The following is a 14,511-nucleotide window of genomic DNA, read 5'->3' as shown; positions in this document are numbered from 1 at the left end:
CGGGTCCTGTGTGTTTCGAAGCGTACGGTCATTTTACCAGCGTGCGGCCGACGGCCCGGGGATCCGCGACCGGCGACCGGCGACCAACCCGCACAGGACACGCGGCACCCCCCACCCCGCACCCGGTCACGCCGCCGCCCCGCCCACCGCCCCCAGATATCCCGCCACCACCGACGCGTCGCCCTCGTCCGAGACGACCCCGACATACCCGTCCGGCCGGATCAGGACGAGCGTACGTTCGCCCGCCCCGTACGCCCGCCGCAGATGACCGGCCGTGTCGGCGACGTCATCACCGCCGGCCACGTCGTCCACGACCCGGAGTGTCCTGCCGCCGAGCTGCGGGAACGCCACGTCGGCCGCGTTCCCGAAGCACAGCAACGTGAAGCGTCCGCCGCGCATCAGGTCGAACAGCCTTCTCCTGCCGCCCGTTGTCGCCAGCTCCGTCGCATCCGGAGCCCGATCGCCCGCGCGCAGCGGGGCGTTGTCGTCACGGTCGTCGCGGGCGAGCGCCAAGTCCCGGTAGTTGATGTCCAGTTGGATCGTGCTCGCGTCACGCCGCGTCGGGATGTCCTGCGCCCTCATCATCCGCTCGAGCCGCGCGGTGGACAGTCCCAGCACATGTGCCGCGACCGGCCGCCGCTCGGACTCGTAGGTGTCGAGGAGGGAGGAAGCGGCACCCCGCGCGACCGCGGCCAGCTTCCAGCCCAGGTTGACCGCGTCCTGGATGCCCGTGTTCATGCCCTGGCCGCCCGCCGGCGAGTGGACGTGGGCGGCGTCTCCGGCGAGGAACACGCGGCCCTCGCGGTAGCGGTCGGCGAGGCGGATGTTGGCCCGCCACAGCGAGGAGTACTCCGGGTCGTGGAGGCGGATGCCGGTGCCGCCCGTGCGCCGGTCCAGCGTGGCCTGCAGGTTCGCGAGGGTGAGCCGCGGGTCCTGGCCGGGCGCGACGCCGGCCTGGTACTGGAACACGTCGGTCGAGGGCAGCGGGCAGAGCGCGACGACGCCTTCCGCGTGCCGCCAGACGCGCCAGGCGTCGCGATCGACGCCGTCGGCCCGGACGTCGGCGACGATCATCCGCACCTCTTCCCGAGTCTCGCCCTCGAAGGCGATACCGGCCCGCTTGCGGACGACGCTGTGGCCGCCGTCGCAGCCGACCAGCCACCGCGCGGCGACGGTCGCGATCTCGCCGTCCTCCCCCACCGCGACCCGCGCCGACACGCCGTCTTCGGACTGGTCGAAGCCGACCAGTGAGGTGCCGAACTCGACCGCGCCGCCGAGTTCGGCCAGCCGCAGCCTCAGCGCCTCCTCGACGCGCCACTCGGGCGTGATCAGGCTCGCGGCGTAGGGGATGTCGGGGCGGTTCGCCAGCGACTCGGGCACCGCGCCGCCGACCGTCATCCGGCCGTCCGGGGCGATGGAGTGCATCGGCATCGCCAGGCGGCCGTGCGCGAGGACGCGGTCGATGACGCCGAGGTTCTCGAACACTTCGAGGGTGCGCGGCTGGACGCCCTTGCCGCGCGAGCCGGGCCGCGGCCCCGGAGCGGCTTCGATGAGCCGGAACGACACGTCACGGCGCGCGAGTTCGCAGGCAAGCGTCAGGCCGGTCGGACCGGCGCCGACGATGAGCACGGTGGGGGCGTGGGGTGGTGGCTCGGACTTCGTCATGGTCTCGTCCTCGCGATAAGAGTGGTTGACATCTCTTATACGGGGTCGTTGATAAGAGACGCAAGCCTCTCTTACGATGGCGGCATGAGCACACCGGCCGCCAAGCCCGCACAGCGCCGTCGCGGGGCCGACCTGGAGGCGGCCCTGCTGGACGCCGCGTGGAACGAGCTGGTCGACACCGGCTTCGCGAAGCTCACCATGGAGTCCGTCGCCGCCCGCGCGAAGACGGGGATCGCGGTGCTGTACCGCCGCTGGGCGAACAAGGACGAGCTGGTCCTCGCGGCGCTGCAGCACCACCGCGACAGCCATCCGGTCGAGCTCCCGGACACCGGCAGCCTGCGCGGCGACCTGCTGTCGGCACTCACCGGCATGGGCCAGGAGCGCGCCTCGTTCTTCACCACCGCCGTCACCGCAGGCCTGTCGGGACTGCTGGCCGGCAGCGGACTCAGCCCCGCTCAAGTGCGCGAGCGAATTTTCGGCCGGCACCCGGCGGACCGCGTCAGAACGATCTACGAGCGCGCCCAGGCCCGGGGCGAGATCGACCTCGAGCGCACCCCGCCGGCCGTGCTCGCCATGCCCTACGACCTGGTCAGACACGATCTGTTCATGCGGCTCGCACCCGTGCCGACCGCACGCATCCAATCGATCGTCGACGACCTTTTCCTGCCTCTCGTCGAGCGATGACCGGTCGCCGCGAGCACCCCGCACTCGTACGCGAACTCCACGAAACCAGGCCGAAAACCGCCGGTTGAAAAATCCCCGCACCACTCATTGACGCTCCCCCGCCCGACTGCAATCGTTCTCTGACAACGGTTTCAGCGACGAAACGGGAGATCCTCTGTGAGCACCATTCATGATGTGGCTGCCCGCGCCGGGGTCTCCGCGGCCACCGTCTCCCGGCATCTGCGCGGACAGCGTGTGCGCAGCGCGGAGGTGATCCAGGAGGCCGTGGACGCGCTGGGGTACCGGCCCAGTGCCGTCGCGCAGTCGCTGAAGTCCGGGCGGACACGGACGATCGGTGTCGTCGTTCCCGACATCAACAACCCGTACTTCGCCGCCGTCGTGAAGGGCATGGAGTCGGCCTCCCGGGACCGCGGGTACCGCATCCTGCTCGCCAACAGCGACGAAAGCAGCGAGCGCGAGGACGACGTGCTCTCCGACATGATCCATCAGGTCGACGGGGTGATCCTGGCCCCCGCGACCGAGCAGGACGAGACACCGTTGCACGTGCGGGAGGCGGGCGTGCCGCTGGTGTTCGTGGACCGTGATCTGGCGGGCGGCGAGCACTTCGACGCCGTGCTGGTGAACAACCACGAGGGCGGACGCCAGGCGGCCGGGCATCTGCTCGCGCTCGGGCACACCCGGATCGCCGCCGTCAGCGGCCAGCAGGAGACGACGCCCGGACGGCACCGCCGTGAGGGATTCGTGGCGGCGCTGGCCGAGGCCGGGGTGGAACTCCTGCCGGAGTTCGACCTGATCGGTGACTTCCGGGAGGAGAGCGGATACCAGCTCACGCTGCGTCTGCTGTCCGCGGCCGAGCCGCCCACGGCCCTGTTCACCGCCAACAACCTCATGACCCTGGGGGCGTTGAAGGCGCTGCACGACATGCGCGTCGGCATCCCCGACCAGATCAGCGTCATCGGCTTCGACGACCTCGACACCGGACCGCTGCTGAACCCGCCCCTGACCGTCGTCGACCGCCCCATGGTCGAACAGGGCGTCCTCGCCATGCGCCTGCTGCTCCAGCGCCTCGGCCAGGACGACGACGAGGGCGGCGGGTCCCGCCGGATCACCCTCGACACCAAGCTGGTCCAGCGCGGCTCCACCGCACCACCGCGGCGCTAGCCGACGGCGCCGGGCCGGCGCGGCACACCGCACATACGGACTCCGACACCCCTCAGGGCAACGGCACTTCGCCGCGCCCCTCCCCCACCCATGCCAAAAACGCTCAGTCCCGAGCCGCTCATGTCCCCAACAGGAGGTAGACCGCGATGACACGGACCGGTGTTCTCGTCGTCGGCAGCATCACCGCGGACGTCACCGCGTTCACGCGGCGGCTGCCCCGCCCCGGCGAAACCGTGCTCGGGGACGACTTCACCCTCGTCCTCGGCGGCAAGGGGGCCAACCAGGCCGTCGCCGCCGCCCGGGCGGGCGCGCCCACCTGGATGGCCGGCTGCGTCGGGGAGGACCTGTTCCGGGACCTCGCGCTGGACGGCCTGCGCGCCCACGGCGTGGAGACCTCCGAGGTCCGTACGGTCCCCGGGCGCACCGGTGTCGCCCACATCCGGGTCGACGCCTCCGGTGAGAACGACATCGTGATCACACCGCTGGCCAACGCCTCGCTCACGCCCGAGATGGTGGACGAGAGCATCGCCGCGACCCGGGACCGCACGCGCGTCCTGCTGCTGCAGTTGGAGGTCCGGGCCGAGGTCACCCGTCATGCGGCGCGGGCGGGCGCCGAGGCCGGGTTCACCGTGGTCCTCGATCCGGCGCCCGCGCAGCGACTGCCGGACGACATCTGGGAGTACGTGGACGTCGTCACGCCGAACGAGAGCGAGGCCACCGCGCTGACCGGTGTCGAGGTGGACGGGCCCGAGTCCGCCGAGCGGGCGGCCCGCTGGTTCCTCGACCGGGGCGTACGGCACGCGCTGATCACACTCGGCGGGGCCGGGGCGGTCTCGGTCACCGCGGACGCGGTCCGGCACTTCCCGGCCTTCTCGGTCACCCCCGTCGACACCACGGCGGCCGGCGACGCCTTCACCGGCGCGTTCGGCGCGGCCCTCGCCGCGGGTCTGGACGCCGACACCGCCGTACGACGCGGCATGGCGGCCGGTGCCCTGGCCACCACCCGTCCCGGAGCGAGCCCCTCGCTCCCCGACCTGGCCGCGGTCGACGCCCTGCTCGCCGCAGCCGAGACCGAGACCCACGCGGACTCGGATGCCGACACCGACACCGATTCCACCACCGGCCCGGCCACCGCCGGCGCCGCGACCGACCTGGAAGGAGCCGCCTCGTGAGGCGCAACAACGGAACGCTCAACGGGCAGCTCGCCCGGGTCATCTCCGAGCTGGGCCACACCGATCAGCTCGTCGTCACCGACGCGGGGCTGCCGGTTCCGCCCGGTGTGGAGCGGGTGGACCTGGCCGTCGCCGAGAACCTGCCGCGCTTCCTGGAGCTGCTGGACGTGGTTCTCGCCGAGGTCGCGGTGGAGGACGTGCTCCTGTCGGAGGAGATCAAGGAGGCGAGCCCGGAGATGCTCGCCGAGATCGAGAAGCGGTTCACCGCACTGGGGGTGGCCCTGCGCTTCGTCCCCCACACCACCTTCAAGCAGGCGACCGCCGCCGCACGGGCCGCCGTTCGTTCCGGGGAGTTCACCCCGTACGCGAACGTGCTGCTCACGGCGGGCGTCGTGTACTGAGGAGCGCCGCATGAGGCTACGACTTCAGGACGTCACCAAGTCCTTCGGCGAGAACAGCGTGCTACGCGGTGTCACCTTCGAGGTCGGTCCGGGCGAGGTCGTGGCCCTGGCCGGGGAGAACGGAGCGGGGAAGTCCACGCTCACCCGGGTCATCTCGGGCGCGCACCAGCCGGACTCAGGGCAGGTCGTCATCGACGGCGAGCCAGTGACCTTCAGGAACCCGCAGGCCGCCATGGCCCGGGGCATCGAGGTCATCTACCAGGAGTTCCGGCAGAACCTCTTCCCGCATCTGAGCGTCGCCGAGAACATCCACGTCCTCGACCGCGAGCGGCGGTTCGGGCGGCTGCTGGTCTCCCGGAAGCGGATGGCCGAGGAGGCGCGGTCGACGCTCGCCGCGCTCGGCATGGACGGCATCGACGTGCTCGCGCCGGTCGGCACGCTGGGCGTCGCCGAGCAGCAGATGGTCGAGATCGCCAAGGCCACCTCGCACGAGCTGCGGCTGCTCATCCTCGACGAGCCGACGGCGGCGCTCGACGAGCGCGAATCGGAGCAACTCTTCGAGCAGGTGAAGCGGTTGCGGGACGAGGGCGTGTCCATCGTCTACATCAGCCACCGCCTGGACGAGATCTTCGAGCTGGCGGACCGCATCGTCGTCCTGCGGGACGGCCTGGTCGCGCTGGACACGCCGATCGCGCAGACTGGTCCGGCCCAGGTCGTCGCGGCCATGGTCGGCAACGCGGTGGACGACTTCTACCCCAAGGAGCGCAACGCCCGGGAGGAGGTCGTCCTGCGGGTCCGGGGCGGCTCGGGCACCGTCTTCCAGGGGGTCGACCTCGACGTCCGCGCCGGTGAGGTCCTCGGTATCGGCGGTGTGGTCGGCTGCGGCCGCAGCAGTCTGCTGCGCGCGCTGTTCGGTCTGGAACCGCTCACCTCCGGCACGGTCGAGGTCGACGGCCGGCCCGTGCGGCTGCGGAGCATCCGGGACGCCATCGCCGCCCGCATCGCCTACGTCACCCCCGACCGGCAGGCGGAGGGCCTGTGCCCGGACCTGTCGGTGGAGGCCAACGTCTCGCTGGCCACCCTGCGCCGGCACACCGGCCCCGGCGACCTCGTGCGCCGGAACCGGGAGCGGGAGGCGACCGGCGAGGTCATGTCCCGGCTGCGGGTACGGACCGCCTCCCCGGAGGCCGCGGTGACCTCGCTGTCCGGCGGCAACCAGCAGAAGGCGCTGTTCGCCAAGTGGGTCCTCACCGGCCCCCGGGTCCTGCTCATGGACGAGCCCACCCGAGGGGTCGACGTCGGGGCGAAGACCGAGATCTACCGCATCATCAACCAGCTCACCGCGGACGGCGTGGCCGTCGTCCTGGTGAGTTCCGACCTCCCCGAGCTCGTCGCCATGTCGGACCGCGCGGTCGTCATGCGCCAGGGGCGGCTGGTGGCCGAGATGGCCGGCGACCGGCTGAGCGAGCAGTCCGTCCTGGAACACGCATTGGTGGGTGCCGCATGACCTCCGTCCTGAAATCCGTGGGCCGCCAACTGCGGGCGGTATGGATGCTGTTGCTGGTGGGTGTGGTCCTGAGCATCGCCTCGCCGGTGTTCCTGACCAGCACCAACCTGCTGAACGTCGGGCTCGCCACCTCGGTGGTCGCGCTGCTGGCCATCGGCCAGACGTACGTCATCGTCCTGGCGGAGATCGACCTGTCGGTCGGCGCCGTCCTCGGCTTCTCCTCCGTGGTGACCGCCCTGGTCCTGCGCGACCACGGGCTGCTGCCCGCCCTGGCGGCCGGCATCGGCGTGGGCGCGGCGGCCGGTCTGGTCAACGGGCTGCTGGTGACCCGGACCCGGATGCCGTCCTTCATCGCCACGCTGGCGATGATGTCCATCCTGTCCGGGCTGACGCTCCAGCTCACCGACGGCAACCCGGTCGGCGTCGACGACTACGGCTTCCAGGGCATCGGGCAGGACTACCTCGCCGGCATCCCCCTTCCCGTGTGGCTGATGGTGGCCGGGTACGTCGTCTTCGGCGTGCTGCTCGCCCGTACCGGCTTCGGCCGTTTCGTCTACGCGACCGGCGACAACCTGGAGGCGGCGCGCCTGTCGGGCATCCGCACCCAGCGGGTCAAGGTGCTCGCCTTCGTGATCAGCGGGCTCCTCGCCGCGCTCGGCGGTTTCATCCTCACGGCCCGTCTGTCCACGGCCGAGCCGACCGCCGGTACCGGTCTGGAGCTGGAGTCGATCGCCGCCGTCATCATCGGCGGCACCAGCCTCGCCGGCGGCCGGGGCAAGCTGCTCGGCACCCTGATCGGCGCGCTGGTCCTCGGTGTCATCGACAACGGCATGAACCTGCTGGACGTGTCGCCGTTCCTGCAGAGCGTGGTCAAGGGCGTGGTCATCCTGCTGGCCGTCTTCCTCGACCGCAACGTGGACGGGCTGCGGGCGATGGTCGCCTGGCGCAAGCCGCCGCGGCCCTCCGAGCCCGCGGCACCGGAGACCGTCCTCGCCCCGGCCTCCGCGCCGGCCGCGCATCACACGCCCTGAGCACCCCCTACGCACCATGAGCACCTCCCGAGCACCGCTGAACGTCCCCCGCACGTCCCCTGAAGGAGCCGCACCATGTCCGTCACCCGCACCGTAAGAGCGGCCGCCGCGCTCGCCGCCGTCACCGCGCTCGCCCTGACCGGCTGCAGCCGGGGCTCGGCCGCCGACCCCGCCTCCGGCAAGGCGTCCGGGAAGAAGACCGCCACCCTGATCATGAGCACCCTGAACAACCCGTTCTTCGTCAGTGTGGGCAACGGTGCCAAGTCCCAGGCGGCCAGGTCCGGGGTGAAGCTGAGCGTGCAGAACGCCAACAACTCCGACTCCACGGCGCTGAACCTGGCCACCACCGCAGTCTCCAAGCAGGTCGGCGCCCTGATCATCGACCCGGTCAGCAGCACGTCGGCGACGGCGTCCGTCAAGCAGGCGAACGGCGCGGGCATCCCCGTCATGGCGTTCGACCGCAAGCCCGAGGGCGGCAAGCTGTCGTCCTTCATCGGCTACGACGCGATCCAGGCGGGCCGCAACGCCGCCGACGCGCTCGCCAAGTCCCTCGGGGAGAAGGGCACGATCGTCGAGATCCAGGGGCTGCTCGGCACCAACGTCGCCCAGGACCGCAGCAAGGGCTTCGAGGAGGAGATCGCCAAGTATCCGCACATCAAGACCGTCGCCAAGCAGGCGGCCGACTTCGACCGGGCCAAGGCGCTCGACGTCATGACCAACGTCCTCCAGGCGCACCCCGACATCGACGGTGTCTACGCCGCCAACGACGAGATGGCGATGGGCGCCCTGGCCGCGCTCAAGTCCCGTCACCTCGCCGGGAAGGTCAAGCTGGTCGGCAACGACGGCATAGCCGACGCGCTCGCCGCGATCCAGGCCGGCACGATGTACGCCACCAACGCCGAGTCGCCGTACGCCCTCGGTCAGAAGGTCGTCAGCCTCACCGGCCAGGTCCTCGACGGCAAGAAGGTGTCGGCCACGGAGACCCTCCAGGGCAAGCTGGTCACCAAGTCCACGGTGCGGGAGTACGCCCGGTACCTGGTGAGCATCGGCGACTCGGCGGACGTACCCGCCTCGCTGCGCAAGTAGCAGCCGCTCGTCGCACGGTGGAGGTCCGCGAGCGGGCCTCCACCGGTGCGTTCACGCCCGTACGACCTGCGCGAACATCTCCTCCATGGACCGCTGGGCGGGGCGGTAGCGCACGCCGAGATCCCGGCGGCTCTTGGTGGTGTCGACGCGGAGGTCGTAGCCGATGTTGCGCCGCAGATAGGCGCGTTCGAGTCCGGCGGCCGGTCCGAGGGCGACCGCGAGCGCCTTGGGCAGGGCGCGGCGCGGCAGCGCGTGGTCGGCGCCGTAGCGGGGCAGGAGCCGCCGGGCGAGGTCGACGACGTCCGTGGACTCGGCCGCGAGGAGGTGGCGCCCCCGCGCGTGGGGCAGGAAGGCGGCGGCCAGATGCCCGTAGGCGACTTCCCGCACGTCCACGACGGTGAGCGCGATGCGCGGGGCGCCCCTCCGCATCCGCCCGCTCGCCATCTGCCGGGCGATGGTGAAACTCTCGCTGGTCGGGGCGGAGTTGAGGGCGGGTCCGATGACCAGTCCCGGGTTGACGGTGACCAGACGCCAGTCGTCCCGCTCCTCCGCGATCCGCCACGCCTCCCGCTCCGCCAGCGTCTTGGAGTAGCTGTAGGGCTCGCGGGTCAGGGAGGAGGTGGTGTTCCAGCTCTCCTCGGTCACGGTGCGGTCCGGGAGCGCGAGGGTGTCCTCCGCGTCCCCGAACATCGCGGCGACCGAGCTGGTCAGCACCACCCGCTCGACGCCGCCGACCCCGTTCGCGGTGCGGAGCACGTTGCGGGTGCCCTGTACGGCCGGATCGACCAGGTCCCGCTGGGGGTCCCGTACGGAGCGGACGAACGGCGAGGCGGTGTGGATCACGATCCGGCACCCGCGCATGGCGTCCGCGTAGGAGCCGTCCTTGAGCAGGTCGGACGCGAACAGGCGCAGCGTGCCGGGCGCGCCGTCGGCGGCGTGCAGCAGGTGCCGGACCTTCTTCGTGCTGCCCGGGTCGCGGACGGCGGCGTGCACGGTGACCCCCGCGTCGAGCAGGGCTTTCACGATCCAGCCGGCGACGTAGCCGGTGGCCCCGGTGACCAGGACCGGCGTGCTCGTGTCGACGGGCAGGTCACCGAGGTCGACGTGGGAGTCCATGGCCTTCTCCCCGATTACTCGTTCACCAGGAGGATCTTGCCGATGTGGCCGCCCTCCTCCATGAGCCGGTGTGCCTCGGCTGCCTGGGACATCGGCAACCGCCGGTCGACGACGAGCTGCACGGCGCCGCTCTCGATCATCGGCCAGACCTGTTCCCGGACCTCGGCGACGATCTCTGCCTTCTGCTCCTTGGACCGCGTCCGCAGGGTCGTGCCGTGCACGGAGGCACGCTTGAAGACCAGCTCCGCCAGGTTGAGGGTCGCTTCCAGACCGTCCTGGAGTCCGATGACGACCAGGCGTCCGTCGGGGGCGAGGGAGCGCACGTTGCGTTCGAGATAGCTGCCGCCGACGACGTCCAGGACGACGTCGTAGGGACCGTGCTCGGTGAAGTCCTGGGCGCGGTGGTCGATCGTGACGTCGGCGCCCAACTCCCGTGCGCGTGCGGCCTTCTCGGGACCGCCGACGGTGGTGACGACGCGGGCGCCGAGTGCCTTGGCGATCTGGATCGCCATGGTGCCGACGCCTCCGGCGCCACCATGGACGAGGAAGGTCTCGCCCTTCTTCAGCCCTGCGGTCATGACGATGTTGGACCACACGGTCGCGACGGCCTCGGGCAGACCCGCGGCGTCGACCAGGCTGATCCCCTCGGGCACGGGCAGCAGTTGTCCTGCGGGCACGGCGACCTTCTGCGCGTAGCCGCCTCCGGTGAGCAGCGCGCAGACCTCGTCGCCGACCTGCCATCGGGTCACACCCTCGCCGAGGGCGCTGATACGGCCGGAGACCTCGAGTCCCGGGTAGGGCGAGGTGCCGGGCGGGACGGGGTAGAGACCCCAGCGCTGCATCACGTCGGCGCGGTTGAGCGCGCTCGCGACCACGTCGACGACGACCTCACCGGCGGCGGGGGCCGGGTCCTCGACGTCAGTCCACTCCAGGACCTCGGGACCGCCGGGCTCCTTGATCGACACTGCCTTCATGACGCTCCGTTCATAGGGCTGCGGGCTCCCGCGCACGCATCGGCGCACGTCCGGAAGCTCGATGTTTACAGCACACACATTAGATTGCGGGTGTATGCACTGTCAACATGGACCGCCCTGCCGCGACATCGCCGCCGACGCGGCGAACAGCGCCCGGACAGCCCCACGGACCTGGGCGTCGACCTTTTCAGGGGTCGAGGCGTCGAGCTTTCCGTCCAGACAGAGGAAGGCCAGGCCGTGGACGACCGCCCACACCGTGGTCGCGAGCGCGTCCGGGTCGGCGGCGCCAGGGAAGGCGCCGCGCACGATGGAGCGGACGTACTCGGATATGGCGGCGGTCGCCGCGACCCGCTCCTCACTGGTCGGGTCGCACGGCTCCGCGAACATCACCCGGAACATCGCGGGGCGGTCGAGCGCGAAACGCACATACGCGACGGCGACGGCGGCGAGGTCGTCCGGGGTCGCGGGCGCGGGGTGCGCGGCGGCCAGATATCCGGCGAGTTCGCGGTAGCCCTCGGCGGCGACGGCGGAGACCAGCGCGTCGCGGTCCGCGTAGTGGCGGTAGGGAGCCGTCGCCGACACCCCCGCCCGCCGCGCCACCGCGCGCAGCGACAGACCGGCACTGCCGTCCTCCTCCAGCAGCCCCAGCGCGGCACGCAGACAGGCGGCGCGCAGATCGCCGTGATGGTAGGAGCCGGTCGCTTGCGGCATAGGTCACACTCCTTGAAGTTCACGACGCTTACATCCCTGACCTAATGTAAACGCTGCACACATTGTAAGCGATGCAGATCGAGAGGGAAAAGTATGACCAGCGAACTGTTCTCGCCGTTGTCCCTGCGCTCCGGGCAGGTACTGCGCAACCGGATCGCCAAGGCGGCCATGGAGGAGAACATGGCCGCCGAAGGCCAGTTGCCGGGCCATGAGCTGTTCGGGCTCTACCGGCGCTGGGCCGAGGGCGGCACCGGACTGCTCATCACCGGCAACGTCATGGTCCACGCCGAGGCGCTGACCGGACCCGCCGGTGTCGTGCTCGACGAGGCGGCGCCGCTGGAGCCGTTCACCGAGTGGGCGAAGGCGGGCCAGTCGGGGGGCGGGAAGATCTGGATGCAGATCAACCACCCCGGGCGCCAGATCGGCTCCGACATGCCCGGCGTCGTCTGGGGTCCGTCCGCCGTCAGCGTCGACCTCGGAAGGCACAGCAGCCGCTTCGGCCGCCCGGTCGCCATGACCGCCGAGCAGATCGGCGAGACCGTGACGCGGTACGCGGTGACCGCCTAGCGCGCCGAGGAGGCGGGCTTCGACGGGGTCGAGATCCATGCCGCGCACGGCTATCTGCTCTCGCAGTTCCTGTCGCCCCTGGTCAACAAGCGCACCGACCAGTGGGGCGGCTCGCTGGTGAACCGGGCGCGGATGCTGCTGCACATCGTCCGCGCCGTACGCGCCGCGGTCTCGCCCTCCTTCGCGGTCGCGGTCAAGCTCAACTCCGCCGACTTCCAGCGCGGCGGCTTCGACGCGGACGACGCGCGTGAGGTGATCGAGATGCTCGCTCCGCTCGGCGTCGACCTGGTCGAGCTGTCCGGCGGCAGCTACGAGTCCCCGGCGATGTCCGGGCGCCCGGCGGACGCGCGCACCCAGGCCCGCGAGGCGTACTTCCTCGACCTGGCGAAGGACCTGGTCAGGACCAGTCCGCTGCCGCTCATGCTGACCGGTGGCATCACCCGGCGCGAGACCGCCGAGCGGGTCCTCGCCGGCGGAGTCGCCGTCATCGGCATGGGCACCGCGCTCGCCGTCACGCCCGACCTGCCCGGGCGCTGGCGCGCGGGCCGCGAGGCCGAGCGGCAGCTCCGTCCGGTGACCTGGTCCGACAAGGCGCTCGCCTCGGCGGCGGGCATGGCCCAGGTCCGCCACCAGATGCGCCGGATCGCCCGGGGCAGCCGTCCCACGCCCGGCACCCACCCGGCGGTCGCCCTCCTCGCGGAGCGGCGCAAACAGCGGCGGGCGCTGCGCCGTTACCGCTCCTGGCTGGAGACGGTGCGGCGCGCCGCGTAGCGCGGACCCTTCCCGCACAGCGAGGCGGCGCGACTCCAACGGAGCCGCGCCACCTCGGTGTTGGTTCAGCGGGAGCCGATCACCTTCAGCACCTTCAGCGCCCCGGTCAGCAGTGCCGCCCACGTCTCGGGCGGGATGCTCTTCGGCGGGGCGAACCCCTGGACGCGCTGGTGGGCAACGGTCTGCGCCTCGGTGTACTTGAGGATGCCCTCCGCACCGTGCCGGCGACCGAGCCCGGAGTCGCCCATGCCGCCCATCGGCGCGTCGACGCTGCCCCACGCGGCGGCGAACGCCTCGTTGACGTTGACGGTGCCCGCGTGCAGCCGGGCGGCGACGGCGCGCCCCCGAGAGGAACTACGGGACCAGACGCTGGCGTTGAGACCGTACGGCGTGGAGTTGGCGCGCGCGATCGCCTCGCTGTCGTCGCGGACGGGGTAGACCGACACGACGGGCCCGAAGGTCTCGTGCTCGTACAGCGTCATGTCGGGCGTGACACCGGCGAGGATGGTCGGCTCGTAGAACAGCGGTCCCAGGTCCGGGCGCGCCCTGCCGCCCGCGAGAACCTTCGCCCCCTTGGCCACGGCGTCGTCGACGTGCTCGGTGACGGTCTTGAGCTGGGCGGGCGTGGTGAGGCTGCCGACATCGCAACCGAAGTCGTACGCGCCACCGACCTTGAGCCGCTTCGCGCGCGCGACGAACGCGTCCACGAACTGGTCGTGGACCGACTCCGCGACGTACAAGCGCTCGATGGAGACGCAGAGTTGGCCCGCCGAGGGGAAGCACGCGGCGACGGCGCCGTCGGCTGCCTTCTCGATGTCCGCGTCATCCAGCACCAACATGGCGTTCTTGCCGCCGAGTTCGAGGGAGGCGCCGATGAGCCGCTCCCCCGCGTCCCGCGCGATCTTTCGGCCGCTGGCGGTGGAACCGGTGAACATCATGTAGTCGGCGCCCGCCATCAGCGCCCCGCCGATGGAGCTGCCCCGCCCGATCACCATCTGCCAGACACCGGACGGCAGTCCGGCCTCCCGCATCAGCTCCAGCGACCACAGCGCGGTGAGCGCGGTCTGCGTATCGGGCTTCTGGACAACGGCGTTGCCGGCCATCAGCGCCGCGATGGCGTCACTGGCGGCCATGCTCAGCGGGTAGTTCCAGGGCGAGACGACCGCGACGACGCCCTTGGGGTGGCGCAGTTCGGTGGTGTGGGTGAGCAGCGGGATCGCGCCCCGACGGCGCTTGGGCGCCAGGTAACGGGCGCCGTTGCGGGCGTAGTAGCGGGACACGATGGCGATGTCCACGACTTCGAGGAACGCGTCCCGGCGGGTCTTGCCGTTCTCCGCCTGCATGAGGTCGAGCGCCTCTTCCTGGCGGGCGAGGACGAGGTCGTGGAAGCGCAGCAGGATCTGCTTGCGGCGACTCAACGGGGTGGCGGCCCATGCGCGTTGGGCGATGCGGGCCCGCGCGAAGGCGTCCTCCACGTCGGTGGGCACGGAGACCGGGAGGTCGGCCAGGGGCGCGCCGGTGTAGGGGGCGGTGGTGGTCACGCGTACGGCGTCGGGGGCGGCGGTGACGCGGGCCGCGAGCCGCTCGATCCGCTCCGGCGTCAGGGACGCGGGCAGGGGGGCACGGGAGGCTCGGGCGGTGGAGGCTTGGGCGGTGGTCACGGCG

The 14,511-nt window shown here is 71.5% G+C and carries 12 protein-coding genes and 1 pseudogene; 8 read left to right on the top strand and 5 right to left on the bottom strand.

Features of this window, described 5'->3' with window-relative positions; genetic code table 11:
* Nucleotides 1-126 precede the first annotated feature (126 nt).
* Nucleotides 127-1,665 (bottom strand): FAD-dependent oxidoreductase, encoded by a 1,539-nt coding sequence (locus ACWEEU_RS15685; RefSeq protein ID WP_451732583.1) that lies wholly within the window; start codon nt 1,663-1,665, stop codon nt 127-129.
* Between the two features lie 84 nt (nt 1,666-1,749).
* Between ACWEEU_RS15685 and ACWEEU_RS15680 the strand changes: the two genes are divergently transcribed.
* The 7 genes from ACWEEU_RS15680 (at nt 1,750) to ACWEEU_RS15650 (ending at nt 8,707) form a co-directional block, all read left to right on the top strand.
* On the top strand, nt 1,750-2,349 hold the full coding sequence (locus tag ACWEEU_RS15680) for a TetR/AcrR family transcriptional regulator (RefSeq protein WP_451732580.1): 600 nt from the start codon (nt 1,750-1,752) through the stop codon (nt 2,347-2,349).
* Between the two features lie 156 nt (nt 2,350-2,505).
* Nucleotides 2,506-3,510, top strand: coding sequence for a LacI family DNA-binding transcriptional regulator (locus ACWEEU_RS15675; RefSeq protein ID WP_451732577.1), 1,005 nt, complete (start codon nt 2,506-2,508; stop codon nt 3,508-3,510).
* 146 nt (nt 3,511-3,656) lie between these two features.
* The gene (gene rbsK / locus ACWEEU_RS15670) at nt 3,657-4,682 is read left to right on the top strand and encodes a ribokinase (RefSeq protein ID WP_451732574.1); all 1,026 of its coding nucleotides are present in this window, start codon (nt 3,657-3,659) and stop codon (nt 4,680-4,682) included.
* Nucleotides 4,679-5,083, top strand: a complete 405-nt coding sequence (gene rbsD / locus ACWEEU_RS15665) for a D-ribose pyranase (protein WP_385742423.1) — start codon at nt 4,679-4,681, stop codon at nt 5,081-5,083. Before rbsK ends, rbsD begins: the two co-directional genes overlap by 4 nt.
* A gap of 10 nt (nt 5,084-5,093) precedes the next feature.
* Complete coding sequence (locus ACWEEU_RS15660) at nt 5,094-6,590, top strand: sugar ABC transporter ATP-binding protein (RefSeq protein ID WP_451732571.1); 1,497 nt, start codon at nt 5,094-5,096, stop codon at nt 6,588-6,590.
* Nucleotides 6,587-7,621 (top strand): ABC transporter permease, encoded by a 1,035-nt coding sequence (locus ACWEEU_RS15655; protein ID WP_451732568.1) that lies wholly within the window; start codon nt 6,587-6,589, stop codon nt 7,619-7,621. Before ACWEEU_RS15660 ends, ACWEEU_RS15655 begins: the two co-directional genes overlap by 4 nt.
* Nucleotides 7,622-7,696: 75 nt before the next feature.
* Complete coding sequence (locus ACWEEU_RS15650; RefSeq protein WP_385742417.1) at nt 7,697-8,707, top strand: substrate-binding domain-containing protein; 1,011 nt, start codon at nt 7,697-7,699, stop codon at nt 8,705-8,707.
* A gap of 51 nt (nt 8,708-8,758) precedes the next feature.
* Here the strand turns inward: ACWEEU_RS15650 and ACWEEU_RS15645 are convergent, their stop codons facing one another.
* From ACWEEU_RS15645 to ACWEEU_RS15635, 3 genes are all read right to left on the bottom strand, one after another.
* Nucleotides 8,759-9,823 carry an NAD-dependent epimerase/dehydratase family protein gene (locus ACWEEU_RS15645; protein WP_451732565.1) on the bottom strand — a complete coding sequence of 355 codons (1,065 nt, stop codon included), beginning with the start codon at nt 9,821-9,823 and terminating at the stop codon, nt 8,759-8,761.
* Nucleotides 9,824-9,837: 14 nt separating this feature from the next.
* A complete protein-coding gene (locus ACWEEU_RS15640; protein WP_451732562.1) occupies nt 9,838-10,797 on the bottom strand; it encodes an NAD(P)H-quinone oxidoreductase in 960 nt (319 codons plus the stop codon).
* 102 nt (nt 10,798-10,899) lie between these two features.
* Nucleotides 10,900-11,508, bottom strand: a complete 609-nt coding sequence (locus tag ACWEEU_RS15635) for a TetR/AcrR family transcriptional regulator (RefSeq protein ID WP_451732559.1) — start codon at nt 11,506-11,508, stop codon at nt 10,900-10,902.
* A 93-nt stretch (nt 11,509-11,601) separates the two neighbouring features.
* Between ACWEEU_RS15635 and ACWEEU_RS15630 the strand changes: the two are divergent.
* Nucleotides 11,602-12,846, top strand: a pseudogene (locus ACWEEU_RS15630) (NADH:flavin oxidoreductase/NADH oxidase family protein).
* 65 nt (nt 12,847-12,911) lie between these two features.
* Here the strand turns inward: ACWEEU_RS15630 and ACWEEU_RS15625 are convergent.
* Nucleotides 12,912-14,507, bottom strand: a complete 1,596-nt coding sequence (locus ACWEEU_RS15625) for a succinic semialdehyde dehydrogenase (RefSeq protein WP_451732556.1) — start codon at nt 14,505-14,507, stop codon at nt 12,912-12,914.
* Between the last annotated feature and the right edge of the window lie 4 nt (nt 14,508-14,511).

It is taken from the genome of Streptomyces sp. NPDC005004 (assembly GCF_053600675.1).
This window is presented reverse-complemented; position numbering and strand designations above follow the sequence as displayed.